The organism is Reyranella sp. CPCC 100927 (genome assembly GCF_007859315.1).
Taxonomy (GTDB): Bacteria; Pseudomonadota; Alphaproteobacteria; order Reyranellales; family Reyranellaceae; genus Vineibacter.
In genome coordinates, this window is the sequence record NZ_VOHA01000009.1 from 55,581 (window position 1) to 71,304 (window position 15,724).

Here is a 15,724-nt window from a genome sequence, read left to right on the forward strand (position 1 = left end):
AGCATACGAGTCCTGGGAGCGCGGGCGTCCCGCCCGCATCTTCGGCGAAAGCTTGCTTTCGCCAGGCGCGCACGGCGCCGAGACATGAGCGGGCGAGACGCCCGCGCTCCCAGGAGGAGGCAGGTGATGGTCGAGATCGAGGCGACGCCGCGGATGGCGGCGAGGCTCTATGCGGCGATGGCGGAAAGGTTGGCGGTGGTGTGCCGGCGGTTGGGCCGGCCGCTGACCCTGGCCGACAAGGTGCTGCTGGGTCACCTCGATGATCCCGAAGCGCAGGACCTGGAGGCTGGCCGCAGCTACCTGTCGCTGCGGCCCGATCGCGTCATCTTCCAGGACGTGCTGGGCCAGAGCGCCATGCTGCAGTTCATGCAGACGGGGCGCGATCGGGTCGCGGTGCCGACCACGATCCATTGCGACCACCTGATCCAGGCCCGCACCGATGGGGCGGGCGATCTGCGCGCATCGCTGGACGAGAACCAGGAGATCTACGACTTCCTGCGCTCGGCCGCCGCACGCTACGGCTGCGGCTTCTGGGGACCCGGCGCCGGCATCATGCACCAGGTGGTGCTGGAGAATTACGCCTTCCCCGGCCAGCTCATCATCGGCACCGACTCGCACACGACCAATGCCGGCGGTCTGGGTGCCTGCGCGGTGGGTGTCGGCGGTGCCGATGCTGTCGAGGTGATCGCCGGTCTGCCGTGGGAGGTGCTGTATCCGCGCCGCATCGCCGTGCACCTGACCGGCAGCCTGAGCGGCTGGGCGGCGCCCAAGGACGTCATCCTCCATGTTGCGGGCCAGCTGACGGTCGCCGGCGGCACCAACGCCATCGTCGAATACATCGGACCGGGCGCGCGCAGCATCAGCGCGACCGGCAAGGCCACGATCACCAACATGGGCGCCGAACTCGGCGCCACGACCTCGATGTTTCCGGCCGATGCGCGCATGGCGCGCTATCTGCGCGCCACCGGCCGCGCCGCACTGGTGCCGCTGATGGAGCAGTACCAGGACATGCTGGCACCCGATCCCGCGGTCGAGGCCAATCCCGAAAAGTACTACGACCGCGTGATCGCGCTCGACCTGTCGACCTTGGAGCCGCATGTCGTGGGTCCGCACACGCCCGACCGCGCGCGGCCGATCTCGCAGCTGGCAGCCGAACTGCGCGATCCCGCCAATGCCTTCGTCGATCGCATCACCACGGCGCTGATCGGCAGCTGCACCAACTCGTCCTACGAGGACATGAGCCGCGCCGCCGATGTCGCGGCGCAGGCGCGCCGGCATGGCATCGCTGCCGCGGCGCCGCTGCTGGTCACGCCGGGCTCGGAACGGGTGCGCGCCACCATTGAACGCGACGGGCAGATGCAGGCGCTCAAGGACTTCGATGCCACCGTGCTCGCCAACGCCTGCGGTCCCTGCATCGGGCAGTGGCGGCGGGCGGCGACCGATAGCGCCCAGCCCAACACCATCGTCACCTCGTTCAATCGCAACTTTCCGCGGCGCAACGACGGGCAGGCGACGACCATGAACTTCATCGCCAGTCCCGAGGTCGTCACGGCGCTTGCCGTGGCTGGTCGCCTGTCGTTCAACCCGCTCACCGACACGCTGGTCGGGGCCGACGGCAAGCCCTTCTTGCTGGCGCCACCGCGGCCGGCGCCCGATGTGCCACCCGGCGATTTCAGTGGCGGCCATGCGGCCTACGTGCCGCCGCCGCGTGATGGCACGGCCGTGACGCTGAGGATCGCCGCCGACAGCGAGCGGCTGCAGCGCCTGCAGCCGTGGCCGGCGTGGGACGGTCGCGACTTCCGCGACATGCCGGTGCTGGTGAAGACCCGCGGCAAGACCACCACGGACCACATCTCGCCGGCCGGTTCCTGGTTGCGGTTCCGGGGTCACCTCGATCGCTTCAGCGACAACATGTTCTCGGGCGCCATCAATGCGTTCAGCGGCGCGGCCGGCAGGGGACGCAATGTCATGACCGGCGAGACCGACCAGCCATTTGCCGCGATCGCCCGCGCCTACAAGGCGGCAGGCATCAAGTGGGTCGTGATCGGCGATCACAACTACGGCGAAGGCAGCAGCCGCGAACATGCTGCGCTCTCGCCGCGCCTGCTGGGCGGCGTGGCGGTGATCGCGCGCAGCTTCGCGCGCATCCACGAGTCGAACCTGAAGAAGCAAGGCCTGCTGGCGCTGACGTTCGACAATCCGGCGGACTACGATTTCATCCGGGAAGATGACCGCATCAGTCTCGTCGGACTCGACACGCTGACGCCCGGCCGCGCTGTGCGGTGCGAAGTGGCGCGCGCCGATGGAACCGCGATGGTGATTGCGCTGCGCCACTCCTTCAGTGCGCCGCAGGTGCGGTGGTTCCGCGCCGGCGCGGCGTTGAACCTGGTCGGCAACAGGGCGGCGTAGATCAGTCATGCCTGGGAGCGCGGGCGTCCCGCCCGCTTCTTTCTTGATGATCGGCGCTGACGCGCCGAGGCGGGCGGGACGCCCGCGCTCCCAGGCAAAGTCTGCTTTCGCGTGCAAATACGCCTGCCGATACCCGCTTCGTTGACTTTGCTCCGGTCGCGGTGAACGATCCTCCCTCAACGAACGCCAAAAGGGAGAGAAACAATGTCGACCGACGACTCCTTGCCCACGACGCGGCGCGACTTCATGCAGATAGCGGCCACGGCCGGGCTCGCGACTGCCCTGATCGGCGGTGTCGATGTCGCGCAGGCGCTGGCGCAGGTGGTCGGCCGTTCGGAGAAGCCGCTGAAGGCGGCCTTTTCCAACGCCGGCTTGCAGGCGACGTGGTGCGCCCAGGGCAAGCAGGCGGCTGAGTGGTGGGGCAAGCTGTTCAACGTCGAGGTGACGTGGTTCGACGGCCAGCTCGATGCCGTCAAGCAGCGCGCGGCGGTCGACAACATGGCGTCGCGGAAATGGGACTTCGTCGCCATCCAGGCCTTCGGCATCGGCACGCTGACGCAGCCGGTGCAGAAGATGATCGACGCCGGCATTCCCGTGATCGACATGGATACGCTGATCGCGCCGCTGGAGCAGATCAACGTCCATTCGTTCCTGGCGCCCGACAACGAGTTCATGGGCGGCGCCGTGACACAGGCGCTGGCCACGGCCATGGGCGGCAAGGGCAAGATCATCATGACCCAGGGCGCGCTCGGCCATACCGGTGCGCAGGGCCGCGCGCGCGGCTTCCAGTCGGTGATCAAGCAGTATCCCAACATCGAGGTGCTCGACACGCAGCCCGCCGACTGGGACGTGACCAAGACGGCGCGGCTGTGGGAGACCTACCTGACGAAGTACCCGCAGATCGACGCGGCGTTCTTCCACAACGACGACATGGCGCTGGCGGCCTACAACATCATGAAGGCGCGCAATCGCACCAACATCCTGATCGGCGGCGTCGATGCCATGCCGCCGGCCATCCAGGCGGTCAGCGACGGGCGCATGTTCGCCACCGTGCGCAACCCGTCCTGCCGCATCCATGGCGGCGCCATCGTCGCCGGCGTGGCCGCCGTCACGGGCGGCGAGAAGACGGGCAAGGGCATTCCCAAGCATGTCATCACCGACGGGCCCGTCGTCACCAAGGCGAACGCGGCGGGCATGCAGTGGATGCAGGATCATTTCCTGATCTGAGCCGTGCCTGATCCGAATACGCCGCTGCTGGAGCTCATCGGCGTTTCCAAGTCGTTCGGCGGCGTGCAGGCCCTGCGCGACGTCGACTTCACCTTGCGCGCCGGTGAGATCCACGGCCTGGTCGGCGAGAACGGCGCCGGCAAGAGCACGATGATGAAGATCATCGCCGGCGTGCACGCCGACTACGCCGGCCGCTTCCTGCTCGACGGGCGCGCTGTGCACTTCCGCTCGGCACGCGATGCGCATACGGCCGGCATCGCCATGGTGCATCAGGAGCTCAGCGTCGCGCCCGACCTGTCGGTGGCCGAGAACGTCTTTCTCGGCACCCAGCTCACCAACCGGCTGGGCATCGTGCAGTGGCGACGCATGGCGGAGGAGGCCCGTGCGCAACTGGCGCGGCTGGGCGTCGATGTCGATCCGCGCCAGCAGATGGGCGCCCTGCCGATCGGCGTGCAGCAGCTGATCGAGATTTCCCGCGTGCTGTTCTCGGGCGCCCGCATCATCATCCTGGACGAGCCGACCTCGGCGCTGTCGCCACCCGAGATCGCACGGCTGTTCACGGCCCTGCGCGGCCTGCGCGCGAGCGGTGCTAGCATCGTGTTCATCTCGCACTTCATCGACGACATCCTGAACGTGTCCGATACCGTCACCGTGTTCCGCAACGGCCAGAAGATCATGACGGCGCCGGCAGCCACCTCGACCAAGAACGGGCTGATCCAGAGCATGATCGGCCGCGGCCATGCCGAGCTGGAGGACACCTATACCAGCGACATCCGCCTGGCGCCGCCGATCGACAGGCCGGTCATGCTCGAAGCGGCCAACCTGCGCCTGGGCCGCAGCCTGCGCGACGTGTCGCTTGCGGTGCGTGCCGGCGAGGTGCTGGGCATCTATGGCTTCATGGGCTGCGGCCAAGCCGAGCTGGCCCGGGTCCTGTTCGGCAAGACGAAACCCGAGCGCGGCACGATTCGTGTCGATGGCCGCCGATTGCGCGGGGGCGGCACGGCGAGCGCCCGGCGCGCCGGCATGGCGTTCGTGCCTGACAGCCGCCGCTCGATGCTGTTCCACCAGGAGCCGGTCTACAAGAATACCTCGATCAGTATCCTGGGCCGCCTGTCGCGGCTGTTCCTGAAGCCGGCGCAGGAGCGCGCCCTGGCGGCGCGCCAGATCGAGGCCCTGCGGATCCGGCCGCCGCGCGTGGATGCCCTGCTGGGCGGGCTGTCGGGCGGCAACCAGCAGAAGGTCGGGTTGGCCAAGTGGCTGACCTATCCGCCCAAGGTGCTGGTGCTGTGCGAGCCGACGCGCGGCATGGATGTCGGCGCCAAGGACGAGGTGGTGAAGATCGTGCGCGGCCTCAAGGAAAAAGGGCTCGCGATCATCATCGTGTCCAGCGAGCCCGAGACGGTGCTCTCCATGGCGGACCGCATCGTGGTGCTGCGCAAGGGCGAGCTGGTGCGCGAGTTCTGCGATGAAAACGTCAGCAAGGACCGATTGCTGGAGGCGGCGTAAGCCATGACCGACGATGCCAAGGGCGCTTCGGTGCCGCCGCCGCGGGCGCGACAGGGGCTTGCCGCCATCCTGCGCAACCAGATGCGCAACATCGCGCCGTTCCTGACCCTGATCGTGCTGACGGCGTTCTTCGCGATCGTGAGCCCGTCGTTCGCGACCTGGGGCAATTTCGGCAACATCCTGACCCAGGTCTCGGTGACCGGCATCATCGCCGCCGGGCTCACGTTCGTGATCCTGTGCGCCGAGATCGACCTGTCGGTGGCCAGCATCGCCAACGCCACCGGCATCGCGGTGGCGTATTTCACGCTGCAGGACTCCTACGTGAACATCGCCAACGTGCCGGTGCCGGGGTGGCTCGCGATCATCTTCGCGCTGATCGCCTGCAGCCTGCTGGGGGCCGTGAACGCCGCCGGGCTGGTGATGATCGGCATCCCGTCGTTCATCATGACCCTGGCCATGATGCAGATCGCGGCCGGCATCTCGGCGCTGCTGGTGCGCGGCCAGATCGCCTACAAGGTGCCCAGCCTGATCACGTTCCTGGGCTCGGGATCGGTGGCGGGCATACCCTGCATCGTGCTGGTTGCCGCTTTCATCCTGCTGCTGAGCCATGTCGTGCTGACCTACACGCGGTTCGGCCGCTATGTGTACCTGGTGGGCAGCAACCGCGAGGCGGCCGAGAATGCCGGCCTGAACGTGAAGCTGATCCTGGGCGCCGTGATGGTGATCTCGGCGATGTGCGCCGGCATCGCCGGCATGCTGGGCGTGGCCCACTTCGGCAGCGCCCAGCAGAACGAGTTCGACACCTACCTGCTGGACTCGATCGCCGCCGTCGTGGTCGGCGGCACCAGCCTGTTCGGCGGCCGCGGCGGCATCGGCAACACCGTCGTCGGCCTGTTCGTGCTGGGCGTGCTGAACAACGGTCTCGACCACGTCAACATCGACAGCTTCCTGAAGATCCTGATCCGCGGCCTGATCCTGCTGATCGCGCTGATCATCAACGTCTACGCCCAGCGCCTGCGCGAGGCGGCGGCCGATTGAGCGGCCGCCGTCCACAAAGCGTCCACGAGGAAGGGCCGGCAGAAAGGGCAGATACGGCCAGAAAGTCGGATCGTGACGTGATCCCAGGGCCTTGGACGCCAGAACTCAGCATGGCCAACCGGCGGCAGAAAGCGGCCAGTTACGGCCAGAAAGTCGCCCGCGCATGACGGCACCTGTGTTTCCGTCTTTCATGTCCGTCTCTTTGACGCTTTCTGTGCAGGCTCGTCATCGGGCGTTGCGGGAATTGCGGAAAGGGCCTCGGCGCGCGGAAGGCCTGTGTCGTCGTCACGCGTGCGGATCGCCGGATTGACGATCCAGCGCACGGCCGGACGTCCAACACCGTCGGGTTTGGTTTTGACCTGACGCAGCCATCCCGAAGCCACCAGCGCCAGGGCGGTGCGCTCGGTTTGCGCTGCTTTGCGTGATCCTCCCAATGCCTTGCGGCGCAACGTCTCGGGCGATACGGCCAGGAGCTGCTCGTGCCGCAGCCAGCGCAGCATGCGCCGGGCGTCCTGCCGATGGTCGTTGCCACCATCGCGACCGCCGACGGCGCGCGCGTGCGGCCACAGATAACCCCACCAGAGATCGGCGGCGCACTGGATGGACCACGCCGACACCTGAGCCGGTTCCGCCGTGACGGCCGGCCGTGCCGCCCAGTCGAGGAAATCCAGCACGCCCGCCAGTCGCAGGACGACGCTGGCACCCTTGCCCCACCAGGCGGCATCCCAGCCGCTGAGATTGCCGGCCTCGGCATGATGCTGGTGCCTGAAATCGTCGAACGATGTCAGCGCCGCCGCGGCGAGCGGCACCTCGCGCGGCACATCCGGCAGGTCGCGCAGCCGGGCCAGCGCCTGCAGCGCCGCATCGTTGATCGTTTGCGGCACGGCGGCTAGCGGCTGGAACGGCGGCGGCTCGGGCCAGGTGAACAGGAACCGCGACGTCAGGTCGTGGCTGTCCACCAGCGCCGGTGTGATCTGGTCAGGCCGCAACGTGCCCAGGATCGAGACGGCAGGGTTCGCAATGTGGGCGGTCGCTTCGCCATTGTGGCGCAGGGTCCAGTCCGCGCCCGACCAGGCCGACTGCCAGAACGCCTGGATGTCCGCCGCCGCGCGCGCGATGTCGTCCAGCCAGCCGCCGCCTGTGTCGCACGCCAGCAGCATGCCGCGCGGCGTGCCGCGCAGGACATCGGCCATCGCATCGAGGCGGGCGTCGCTGGCAAGAAGCTGGCGCCGTCGCGGCGCGTCATAGACCGGCTTCGCCGGCGGCGTGCGATCGCTGCGCCGGGCGGCGAGCACGGCGCTCGGCCAGCGGTACTGAGCGGCAGCGAAATCGGCGTTGTATTGATGCACGGCTGTCGTATGCGCGACGGCCAGCGCCGTATCCAACGCGCGGAGCAGGCGCAATGCCGTGTTCATGGCCGGTGTCTTGCCTGACGACGCCGGCCCGACCAGCGCCGTCCACAGCACGCAGGGCTCCGACCAGACCGGCGACGGCGCCACCCGCCGCGCGCTGCCGATCAGGCTCGCCGCCGCGCTCAGCAGCGACAGCGCCACGTGATCGGTCGATGCGCAGGCGCCACGCGCGGTGGTCGGCACCCACTGTCCCCAGAACGGCGGCAGCACGTCGAGGGGAAAGTCCGGCAGATCCTGGCGTCCTTCGTGCAGCAGGGACATATCGGGCGTCGGCCAGATGCCGGGGCGAAGGGGTACCTTGATGCCGCGGGCCTTGTGGCAGGCATCATCCGGGATGGCCGGATCAGCCGGTGCGGGGCCGGGCGGTGAATTCTGATCGATGGGCTCGGACCCGGTATCGGGCGGCGGCGTCGCAGACGTATTCGCCGCCGCCGGCGGTGGGTCGTCGCGGAGCTGAAGAGTCGGTTCGGCGAAGTCGTGCGCGGTCATGGGCGGCCACCCAGGTCTGTGGAAGCGATGTGCTTGACGACAGAAACCGGCGATCCCGCCAGCACCGCCGAAGCGGCGTCTTCCGTCATGCCCGGGAAAGACCCTCTGAGCATGTCCCAGCGGCGGGAACGCTATCGCAGCGTAGATATGTCGAAAGGTGCGACACGCGCAACGGAACGAAACTCGACACGTGAAAAAGATTCTGCCGCCGGTTTCGGTGGCGCGGGGCGAAATTCGAGGGTGTGCCGCGGTGCACCCGCACCGCTCGTGAGTTGCTGCTGAGTCGTGTCACAGCTTGTATAAATGAACCCGAAAGCCGAACTGACGCGATTGGGCGGGGCGACGAACATGACGGCGAGCACCTGGACGATTACTCAAGCGAAAGCGGCGTTTGGCGACGTCGTCGACAAGGCTCAGAAGGATGGCCCCCAAACCATTACGAAGAATGGTCGGGCCGTCGTTATCGTCGTCCCTGCCGATACGTGGGAGAGACGGGCTTCTCGTCGAGGAAATCTGGCCGAATTCTTCGCAGCATCCCCTCTGCGTGGTTCCGGTCTGAAAGTCGCGCGGATGACCAGTCGATAGCTGAGAGCTTGGAATTTTTATCCTTCTCCTGGAGGCAGGGCGATCGCATATGCCCCCGCACGACCTCATCCTGAGGAGCCGGCGTCTCGAAGGATGAGCTGCAGTCTCGATCGGTCGTTCCAGCTGTTGTCGCAACATATGTGCGGTTGCCCACCCTTCGAGACGCGGCCCTGCGGGCCGCTCCTCAGGGTGAGGTTGGTGGCATATGCGATAGCTCTACCCTCGCTCCCGCATACGCATTCAATGCCGCGTCGCGTTGTGGGGGCAGTGGTCGCGCAGCGGGCAGCGGAAGCAGGCGGGGTGTTCGTAGGCGCAGATCCGCTGGCTGTGCAGCTTCATCAGCCAATGGAACTCGAAGAGATCGTCGGCGTCCCAGTCGGCGGGCACCAGCCGCATGAAAGCCTCGAAGCCGCTGTTGTAGTCGGCATTCGCCGGTACCAGGCCCAGCCGCTGGCCGACGCGCAGCAGGTGCGTGTCGACCGCCAGTACGCGCTTGCGCAGAAGGCTCCAGTTCAAGGTCGTGGCGGCGACCTTGGGCCCGGCGCCGGGCAGGGTCATCAGCCAGGCCATGGCCGTATCCTCGGGCCAGCCCTGCAGGAACATGAGATCGAGGCTGCCGGTCTGCGCCACGATCGTGTGCAGAGCGCCCGGGATGTATTCGGCCTTGCGCTCGTGGTGCGTGACGGCGCGGATGGTCCTGGCGATTTCGGCGATGGGGGCGTCGATGACCGCGGTCCAGGATTTGTAGCGGTAGAGGAGGCGTCTGAAAGCGGGAAACGAAACCTCATCGCGCGTCTTGGTGCTGAGGATCGCGTTGATGAGCTGGTCGATGGGATCCGGCCGTTCGATGGGGCGCTGCGGTCCGTAGAGCGCGAGCAATCGGCGGCGGATGAGCACGAGCGGGGAGCGCGGGCCTGCGGCCCGCTCATGAGGCGGGCGGGATGACCGCGCCTCCAGGGCATGGTGATCGAAGCTGAAGGCAAGCTGGCTGGCGGGAATCATGTCGAGTCTCCTGAATGCGATGCGGTTGTCATTCCGAGCGCAGCGAGGAATCTTTGGCGATCCGGGGTTTCTGTGGCGGAAAGATCCCTCGCTGCGCTCGGGATGACAGAGATGGTTCAATGGAAGTCGCGGCTTCGCAGCAGCCGGGTTGATGACGGGTCGATCGGGAGTGCCGCCGGCATGTCGCCGACGCGCAGCAGGGCGAGGCGATCGCTGAGGTCGACGAATCGCTCGGCGACGACATGGATCACGATGCCCTCGCGCTGGATCTTCCCGCGCACCAGCAGCAACTGCGCATTCATCACGATCCGGCGGTTGGCCTCGAAGACATCCGGCCAGACCACGGCGTTCACGATGCCGGTCTCGTCCTCCAAGGTGAGAAAGATCACGCCCTTGGCGGTGCCCGGCCGCTGGCGCACCAGCACCAGGCCGGCCACCGACACACGCTGTTCCTTCAGCCGCTCGTCCCAGTGCTGGCGACTGGTGATGACACCCATGCGTTCGAGTTCGGGGCGGAAGAAGCTGCAGGGATGCGCCTTCAGCGACAGGCCGATCGTGCCGTAGTCCTCCACCACATGTTCGCCCGGGGTCATGGTCGGCAGGGCCACCGGCGCCTCGTCGAACAGATCGCCGGTGCGCGACCAGGTGAGCAGCGGCCGGGTCGACGACGTCGCCTTGGCCGCCTGGTTCTGCAGGGTGCCGCCGTCCAGGCCCTTGACCGCCCACAGTGCCTGGCGCCGATCCAGTCCCAGCGAGCGGAAGGCGTCGGCCTCGGCCAGGCGCTGCAAGGTGGCGATCGATACGCCGCTGCGGATCCAGAATGCCCGCAGGCTGTCATAGCCCTGGCCGCGGTTGGCCATGATGGCCTCGGCCTGCTTGTCCGACATGCCGTCGACCAGGCTGAAGCCCAGGCGCAGGGCGCAGCGTTTCACCTCTCCCTGCCGGGGAGAGGTCGGCGCGTTAGCGCCGGGTGAGGGGGCCGTGGTGCGCTCAAGGTGCATCGCCTGCGGCTTCGACGCCCCCTCACCCGGCACGCTGTCGCGTGCCGACCCTTCGGCTGCCCTCAGGGCAGGCCTCTCCCCGGTGGGGAGAGGTTCATCGGCCGGCTCCAGCGTGCAGTCCCAGTCGCTGAAGTTGATGTCGGGATGGCGCACCTCGACGCCGTGGTCGCGCGCATCGCGCACGAGCTGGGCCGGCTGGTAGAAGCCCATGGGCTGGCTGTTCAGCAGCGCGGCGCAGAAGACGTCGGGGTGATAATGTTTGAGCCACGACGAGACGTAGGCCAGCAGCGCGAAGCTGGCGGCGTGGCTTTCGGGGAAGCCGTATTCGCCGAAGCCCTCGATCTGGCTGAAGCAGCGCGCGGCGAATTCATGCTCGTAGCCGTTGCGGACCATGCCGTCGATGAACTTGTCGCGGAACGTATAGATCGTGCCGTTGTGGCGGAACGTCGCCATCGCCTTGCGCAGCCCGTTGGCCTCGTCGGCCGTGAAGCCGGCGGCGACGATGGCGATTTCCATCGCCTGTTCCTGGAAGAGGGGGACGCCCAGGGTCCTGCCGAGAACGCCTTCCAATTCTTTCGACGGAAATTCCACCGGTTCAAGCTTGTCGCGTCGGCGCAGATAGGGATGCACCATGTCGCCCTGGATCGGGCCGGGGCGCACGATCGCGATCTCGATGACGAGGTCGTAGAACTCCTTTGGCTTCAGCCGCGGCAGCATCGACATCTGCGCCCGGCTCTCGATCTGGAACACGCCGATCGTGTCGGCTTTCGACATCATCGCGTAGACATCAGGGTCATCGGGCGGCATGGCGAGCGTCAGCGTCTTGCCGTAATGGCGTTCGACGAGATCGAAGCTCTTGCGGATGCAGGTCAGCATGCCCAGCGCCAGCACGTCGACCTTCATCATGCCGAGCTCGTCGATGTCGTCCTTGTCCCACTCGATGATGGTGCGGTCGTCCATCGCGGCGTTGAGGATCGGCACGCTCTCGTCGAGCCGCTCGCGGGTCAGCACGAAGCCGCCGACATGCTGCGAGAGATGGCGCGGGAAATCGAGCAGGGTGCGTGCGATCCCGATGGCCAGCCGCAGCTGCGGGTTGGCCGGGTCGAGGCCGACCTCGCGGATGTGGCTGTCGGGGATGTCCTCGCCGCTGCCCCACATGGTGTTGGATAGCGCCGCGGTGACGTCGTCCTTCAGGCCCATGGCCTTGCCAACATCGCGGATCGCCATGCGCGGGCGGTAGTGGATCACGGTCGAGCAGATCGCGGCACGCTCGCGGCCGTAGCGCGTATAGAGATACTGGATCACCTCCTCGCGCCGTTCGTGCTCGAAGTCGACGTCGATATCGGGCGGCTCCCTGCGCTCGGCCGAGAGGAAGCGCTCGAACAGGACCTGGGTCTCGTTGGGATTGACCGAGGTGATACCCAGGCAATAGCAGACGGCGCTGTTGGCGGCCGAGCCGCGGCCCTGGCAGAGGATTTCCTGGCTGCGGGCGTATTTCACGACGTCATAGACGGTCAGGAAGTAGCGCGCATAATCGAGATGGCGGATCAGCGCCAGCTCCTTGAACAGCAGCGCGCGCACCTTGGCCGGCACGCCCTCGGGATAACGTTCCGCCGCCTTCTCCCAGGTCAGTTCCTCGAGATACTGCTGCGGTGTCTTGCCCGCCGGCACCGGCTCCTCGGGGTATTCGTAGCGCAGCGAGTCGAGCGTGAAGTCGATGCGGTCGGCGATGTCGAGAGTGCGCGCAACGGCGTCGGGATACTGCGCGAACAGGCGCGCCATCTCGAAGCCGTTCTTGAGATGACGTTCGGCATTGGCCTCCACCCGAAAGCCGGCCTCGACGATGGTGCATTTCTCGCGGATGCAGGTCAGCACGTCGGCCAGCGCCCGCCGATCGGCGGCGTGGTAGAGCACGTCGTTGGTGGCCGCCAGCGGCGTGCCGCAGTCGGCGGCCAGCGCGGCGAGCATGCCCAGGCGGCGGCGCTCATCGCCGCGATAGAGGAAGCTGGCGCCGAGATAGACGCAATCGGGTGCCGCGGCGGCCAGTGTCGCCAGGCGCTCAGTGAAATCAGGCGACAGCTCCCGCGGCGGCATGACGATGAAGATCTGGCCTTCCTGGGTGTCGCAGACCTCCTCGAACGACAGGTGGCATTCGCCCTTCGGCGCGCGCCGGTTGCCGGTCGTCAACAGGCGGCACAGACGCCCATAGGCAGCGCGGTCGGTCGGATAGCAGACCGCCTCGAAGCCCTCGACCGTGACCAGACGGGTGCCGACCAGCAGCTTGATGTTTTCCTTCCGGGCCTGGGCATGGGCGCGCACGACGCCGGCCATGGTGTTGCGGTCGGCGATGCCGATCGCCTTCAGCCCCAGCGCCTTGGCGCACATCACGATCTCCTGCGGATGCGAGGCGCCGCGCCGGAAGGAGAAGTTGGTCGTGGCGGCGAGTTCTGCGAAGCCGGTCATGGGAAGACTCCGTGGATGAACCAGGTGGGTGACGCTTGGCTTGACGTGGGCGCGGGACTGTCATCCCGAGCGGAGCGAGGGATCTCCTGGGCGGTCCGCACGCTGCCGAAAGATTCCTCGCTGCGCTCGGAATGACAGCCTGCGGCGGTGGTGCTGGATGGTTCCACCGCAAGGTCCTTCGCTCCGCTCAGGACGACGAGAGGGCCTGGCACGGGCCTCGGAGACTCTGCTCCCTGGCCATAACGTCCGGCGCGGTAGAGCCAGAAGCGGCGGCCGGCGGTGTCCTCGACGACGTAGTAGTCGCGCTCCGGCGCGTCCTGGCCGGGGTGCCACCATTCCGGCGCGATGCGCTCGGGACCATCGACATGCGCCACGTCGTGCTGCACGCCGCGCCAGCGGAAGCGCCGCGGGGGTCCATCCGGCACGCTGGCCAGGACGTCGTCGTCGGTCTGTTCCGGCACCGCCAGCAGCAGGGGCGGCCGGGTGCCGAAGGGCGCCTTGTGCCGCCAGTCCGCGGCGGGATGCTCGGCGGCGGGCAGCGCCACGACGGCGCGTTCGGGAATGTAGCTCTGGCGGGGGTGCAGGCGGCGCACGGTGCCGGCGCCCAGACGATGTTCCAGCCTGTCGATCAATGCGGACAGACCCGTGGGTTCGCCGGCATCGTCGGCGATGCCCAGCGTCGCCTGCCGTTCGGTGATGCGATCGGCCGTCAGCACGTGCAGGGCGGCGGCCTCGAAACCGAAATCCGCCTCCAGTCCCATCGGCAGACGTTCCAGGCGCATCGCGATCAGGCGGATGATGTGCTGTACGGAGCGGCTGGGTGCGGCCAGTCCGATCTCCAGCGCCAGCACGTCGCCATCGAGGCGGAACAGCATCAGGCGCAGGACGCGCACGCCGACGGCATCGCGCTCGAGATCCGGGATCAGCGTGTGCAGCAGGCGGGTCGTCGCTTCGACGACATGCGATTGGGTCATGATCGCCTCGGCGAACACCGCGTGTGCGCGATAGCAGGGCGGTGGTTCCAGCGGTGACAGCGGTTCGGGTGCACGCCCCAGTGCCTGGTCGAGGCGCGTCAGCAGCGCCGTGCCGAAGCGCGCCGTGAACGGCGCGCGCGGCTGGCGCATCAGTTCGCCGATGCGGCGGAAGCCCAGGCGGCTGAGCGTGGCCTGCGCCTCGTCATCCAGGCGCAGCGCCGCCAGCGGCAGGTCACGCAGCGCATCGCCCTGTTCGCCGGGCGGGACGATGATATGGCCGCGCACAACCTCATCCTGAGGAGCCGGCGCAGCCGGCGTCTCGAAGGATGGGCTATAGTCTCGATCCGTGGTTCCTGCTGTTGTCGCATGTGTGCGGTTGCCCACCCTTCGAGACGCTCGCTGCGCTCGCTCCTCAGGGTGAGGTTGATGCCCTATGCGATCGCTCCACTGCGTGGAGGAGAGAGAAAACCGGGCCATGGCCCAGGCGGTGCCGGCGGTGTCGGCGACAGCCAGGCGCGGATGCAGTCCGAAGCGGTGCAGGCGGCGCGCGAGATCGGTCAACAGACCAGGCTCGCCGCCGAACAGGTGGGCGCAGCCGGTGATGTCGAGGAACAGGCTATGGCCGCCGTGACCGCTCCACGGCATCACGACCGGCGTGTAGCGCAGGCACCACAGCGCGAGCCGGCGCAGGGCGGTGTCATCGGCGGCGGGATCGGCATCGCGCGACTGCAGGTCCAGCACCTTGGAGCGGGCGTTGGACAGCAGGTCGCCCACCGCCAGGCCGCCGCGCCAGGCCGCCCCATTGAGCGCGACGATGCGGGCGCCACCGGCGCCTGAAGATACGAGAACGAGGGGGCGTCCCGGATCGACGGTGTCAGACGGCGCGGCGGACGGCTTGGCGGCGGCCCGCAGCAGGCGTGCGATCGGCCACGACTTCAGCCAGACGCAAACGATGCGCGACATGATCCCACTCCAAGGTCCAGTGGCCGGGGCGGCCGTTGCGGCAGCGTTCGAGCGATGCCTGCCAGCGCCAGTGCGCGAAGGCATCGAAGCGGTCGCGGCTGGCCGGCGCGGCGGCGATGCGCCAGCGCGTCGTGGCGGCGCTGGTGGCGGTCGCCGACGGCGGCCGCTGCAACAGCAGCGGCGTGCCGGCGGTGGCCGCGGCCAGGTTCAGCCGGCGGCTCATGGTGAGGTCGAGGTTGCTTTCGACGGCGCCGGCGACGACGGCTGCGCCCGCGTCCGACCGCAGGATCTCTTCCACCGCCCATAGCGCATCCTTGCCGGCGCGCGTGCGCACCAGCAGCAGGCGGCCGACATCGAGGCCGAACGCCTGCAGACCGTGGCCGTAGGGCAGGCCGAAATCGGCGGCCTGGCGCGACACGACGAGCACGGCAGGGCCACGGCGCGCCTGCACGGCGCCAGCCATCAGGGCGAGGATGAAACCGAACGATGCCGGCGTGTCGCCATGCGCCGCCGCCAGCACCTCGTGCAAGGCGCCGCAGGGCAGGCCGGGGCCGGACAGGTGGCGGTGAATCTCAGGCAGGCCCAGCGGCAGGTACGACGGCGGTGCGCCGTGCCAGGACGTCTCCAGTCGCGCCATCGCCTGGCGCAGGGTGTC

General features: G+C 68.0%; 10 protein-coding genes. 5 read left to right on the plus strand and 5 right to left on the minus strand.

The features are described from left to right. Window positions 1-126: 126 nt before the first annotated feature. The 4 genes from FQU96_RS23145 (at window position 127) to FQU96_RS23160 (ending at window position 6,180) form a co-directional block, all read left to right on the plus strand. Window positions 127-2,409, plus strand: a complete 2,283-nt coding sequence (locus tag FQU96_RS23145) for an aconitate hydratase (protein ID WP_146543720.1) — start codon at window positions 127-129, stop codon at window positions 2,407-2,409. Window positions 2,410-2,613: 204 nt separating this feature from the next. After that, the gene (locus FQU96_RS23150; protein WP_146543721.1) at window positions 2,614-3,636 is read left to right on the plus strand and encodes a sugar ABC transporter substrate-binding protein; all 1,023 of its coding nucleotides are present in this window, start codon (window positions 2,614-2,616) and stop codon (window positions 3,634-3,636) included. A 3-nt stretch (window positions 3,637-3,639) separates the two neighbouring features. Continuing rightward, the gene (locus tag FQU96_RS23155; protein WP_146543722.1) at window positions 3,640-5,142 is read left to right on the plus strand and encodes a sugar ABC transporter ATP-binding protein; all 1,503 of its coding nucleotides are present in this window, start codon (window positions 3,640-3,642) and stop codon (window positions 5,140-5,142) included. A 3-nt stretch (window positions 5,143-5,145) separates the two neighbouring features. Then, on the plus strand, window positions 5,146-6,180 hold the full coding sequence (locus tag FQU96_RS23160; protein ID WP_146543723.1) for an ABC transporter permease: 1,035 nt from the start codon (window positions 5,146-5,148) through the stop codon (window positions 6,178-6,180). A 188-nt stretch (window positions 6,181-6,368) separates the two neighbouring features. Here FQU96_RS23160 and FQU96_RS23165 read toward each other — a convergent pair whose 3' ends face one another. Further along, window positions 6,369-8,081, minus strand: a complete 1,713-nt coding sequence (locus FQU96_RS23165) for a DUF3987 domain-containing protein (RefSeq protein WP_146543724.1) — start codon at window positions 8,079-8,081, stop codon at window positions 6,369-6,371. Between the two features lie 303 nt (window positions 8,082-8,384). On the opposite strand from FQU96_RS23165, the gene FQU96_RS23170 reads away from it, so the two are divergent. Next, window positions 8,385-8,666, plus strand: coding sequence for a type II toxin-antitoxin system Phd/YefM family antitoxin (locus tag FQU96_RS23170; protein WP_255468449.1), 282 nt, complete (start codon window positions 8,385-8,387; stop codon window positions 8,664-8,666). Between the two features lie 240 nt (window positions 8,667-8,906). Here FQU96_RS23170 and nth read toward each other — a convergent pair whose 3' ends face one another. The 4 genes from nth to FQU96_RS23190 form a co-directional block, all read right to left on the minus strand. Next, entirely contained in the window at window positions 8,907-9,668 is a 762-nt protein-coding gene (gene nth, locus FQU96_RS23175) for an endonuclease III (RefSeq protein WP_146543725.1), read from the minus strand. 116 nt (window positions 9,669-9,784) lie between these two features. After that, window positions 9,785-13,132, minus strand: a complete 3,348-nt coding sequence (locus FQU96_RS23180; RefSeq protein WP_146543726.1) for an error-prone DNA polymerase — start codon at window positions 13,130-13,132, stop codon at window positions 9,785-9,787. Further along, window positions 13,129-15,069, minus strand: coding sequence for a DUF6504 family protein (locus tag FQU96_RS23185; RefSeq protein WP_146543727.1), 1,941 nt, complete (start codon window positions 15,067-15,069; stop codon window positions 13,129-13,131). The genes FQU96_RS23180 and FQU96_RS23185 overlap by 4 nt, the downstream gene beginning before the upstream one ends. Beyond that, a complete protein-coding gene (locus tag FQU96_RS23190; RefSeq protein ID WP_146543728.1) occupies window positions 14,981-15,706 on the minus strand; it encodes an ImuA family protein in 726 nt (241 codons plus the stop codon). The genes FQU96_RS23185 and FQU96_RS23190 overlap by 89 nt, the downstream gene beginning before the upstream one ends. Window positions 15,707-15,724: the final 18 nt, after the last annotated feature.

Coding starts and splice junctions, on each gene's coding strand:
- FQU96_RS23145 (WP_146543720.1), top strand. CDS start 127: ATGGTCGAGATCGAGGCGACGCCGCGGATGGCGGCGAGGCTCTATGCG.
- FQU96_RS23150 (WP_146543721.1), top strand. CDS start 2,614: ATGTCGACCGACGACTCCTTGCCCACGACGCGGCGCGACTTCATGCAG.
- FQU96_RS23160 (WP_146543723.1), top strand. CDS start 5,146: ATGACCGACGATGCCAAGGGCGCTTCGGTGCCGCCGCCGCGGGCGCGA.
- FQU96_RS23165 (WP_146543724.1), bottom strand. CDS start 8,081: ATGACCGCGCACGACTTCGCCGAACCGACTCTTCAGCTCCGCGACGAC.
- FQU96_RS23170 (WP_255468449.1), top strand. CDS start 8,385: ATGAACCCGAAAGCCGAACTGACGCGATTGGGCGGGGCGACGAACATG.
- nth (WP_146543725.1), bottom strand. CDS start 9,668: ATGATTCCCGCCAGCCAGCTTGCCTTCAGCTTCGATCACCATGCCCTG.
- FQU96_RS23180 (WP_146543726.1), bottom strand. CDS start 13,132: ATGACCGGCTTCGCAGAACTCGCCGCCACGACCAACTTCTCCTTCCGG.
- FQU96_RS23185 (WP_146543727.1), bottom strand. CDS start 15,069: ATGTCGCGCATCGTTTGCGTCTGGCTGAAGTCGTGGCCGATCGCACGC.
- FQU96_RS23190 (WP_146543728.1), bottom strand. CDS start 15,706: ATGGCGCGACTGGAGACGTCCTGGCACGGCGCACCGCCGTCGTACCTG.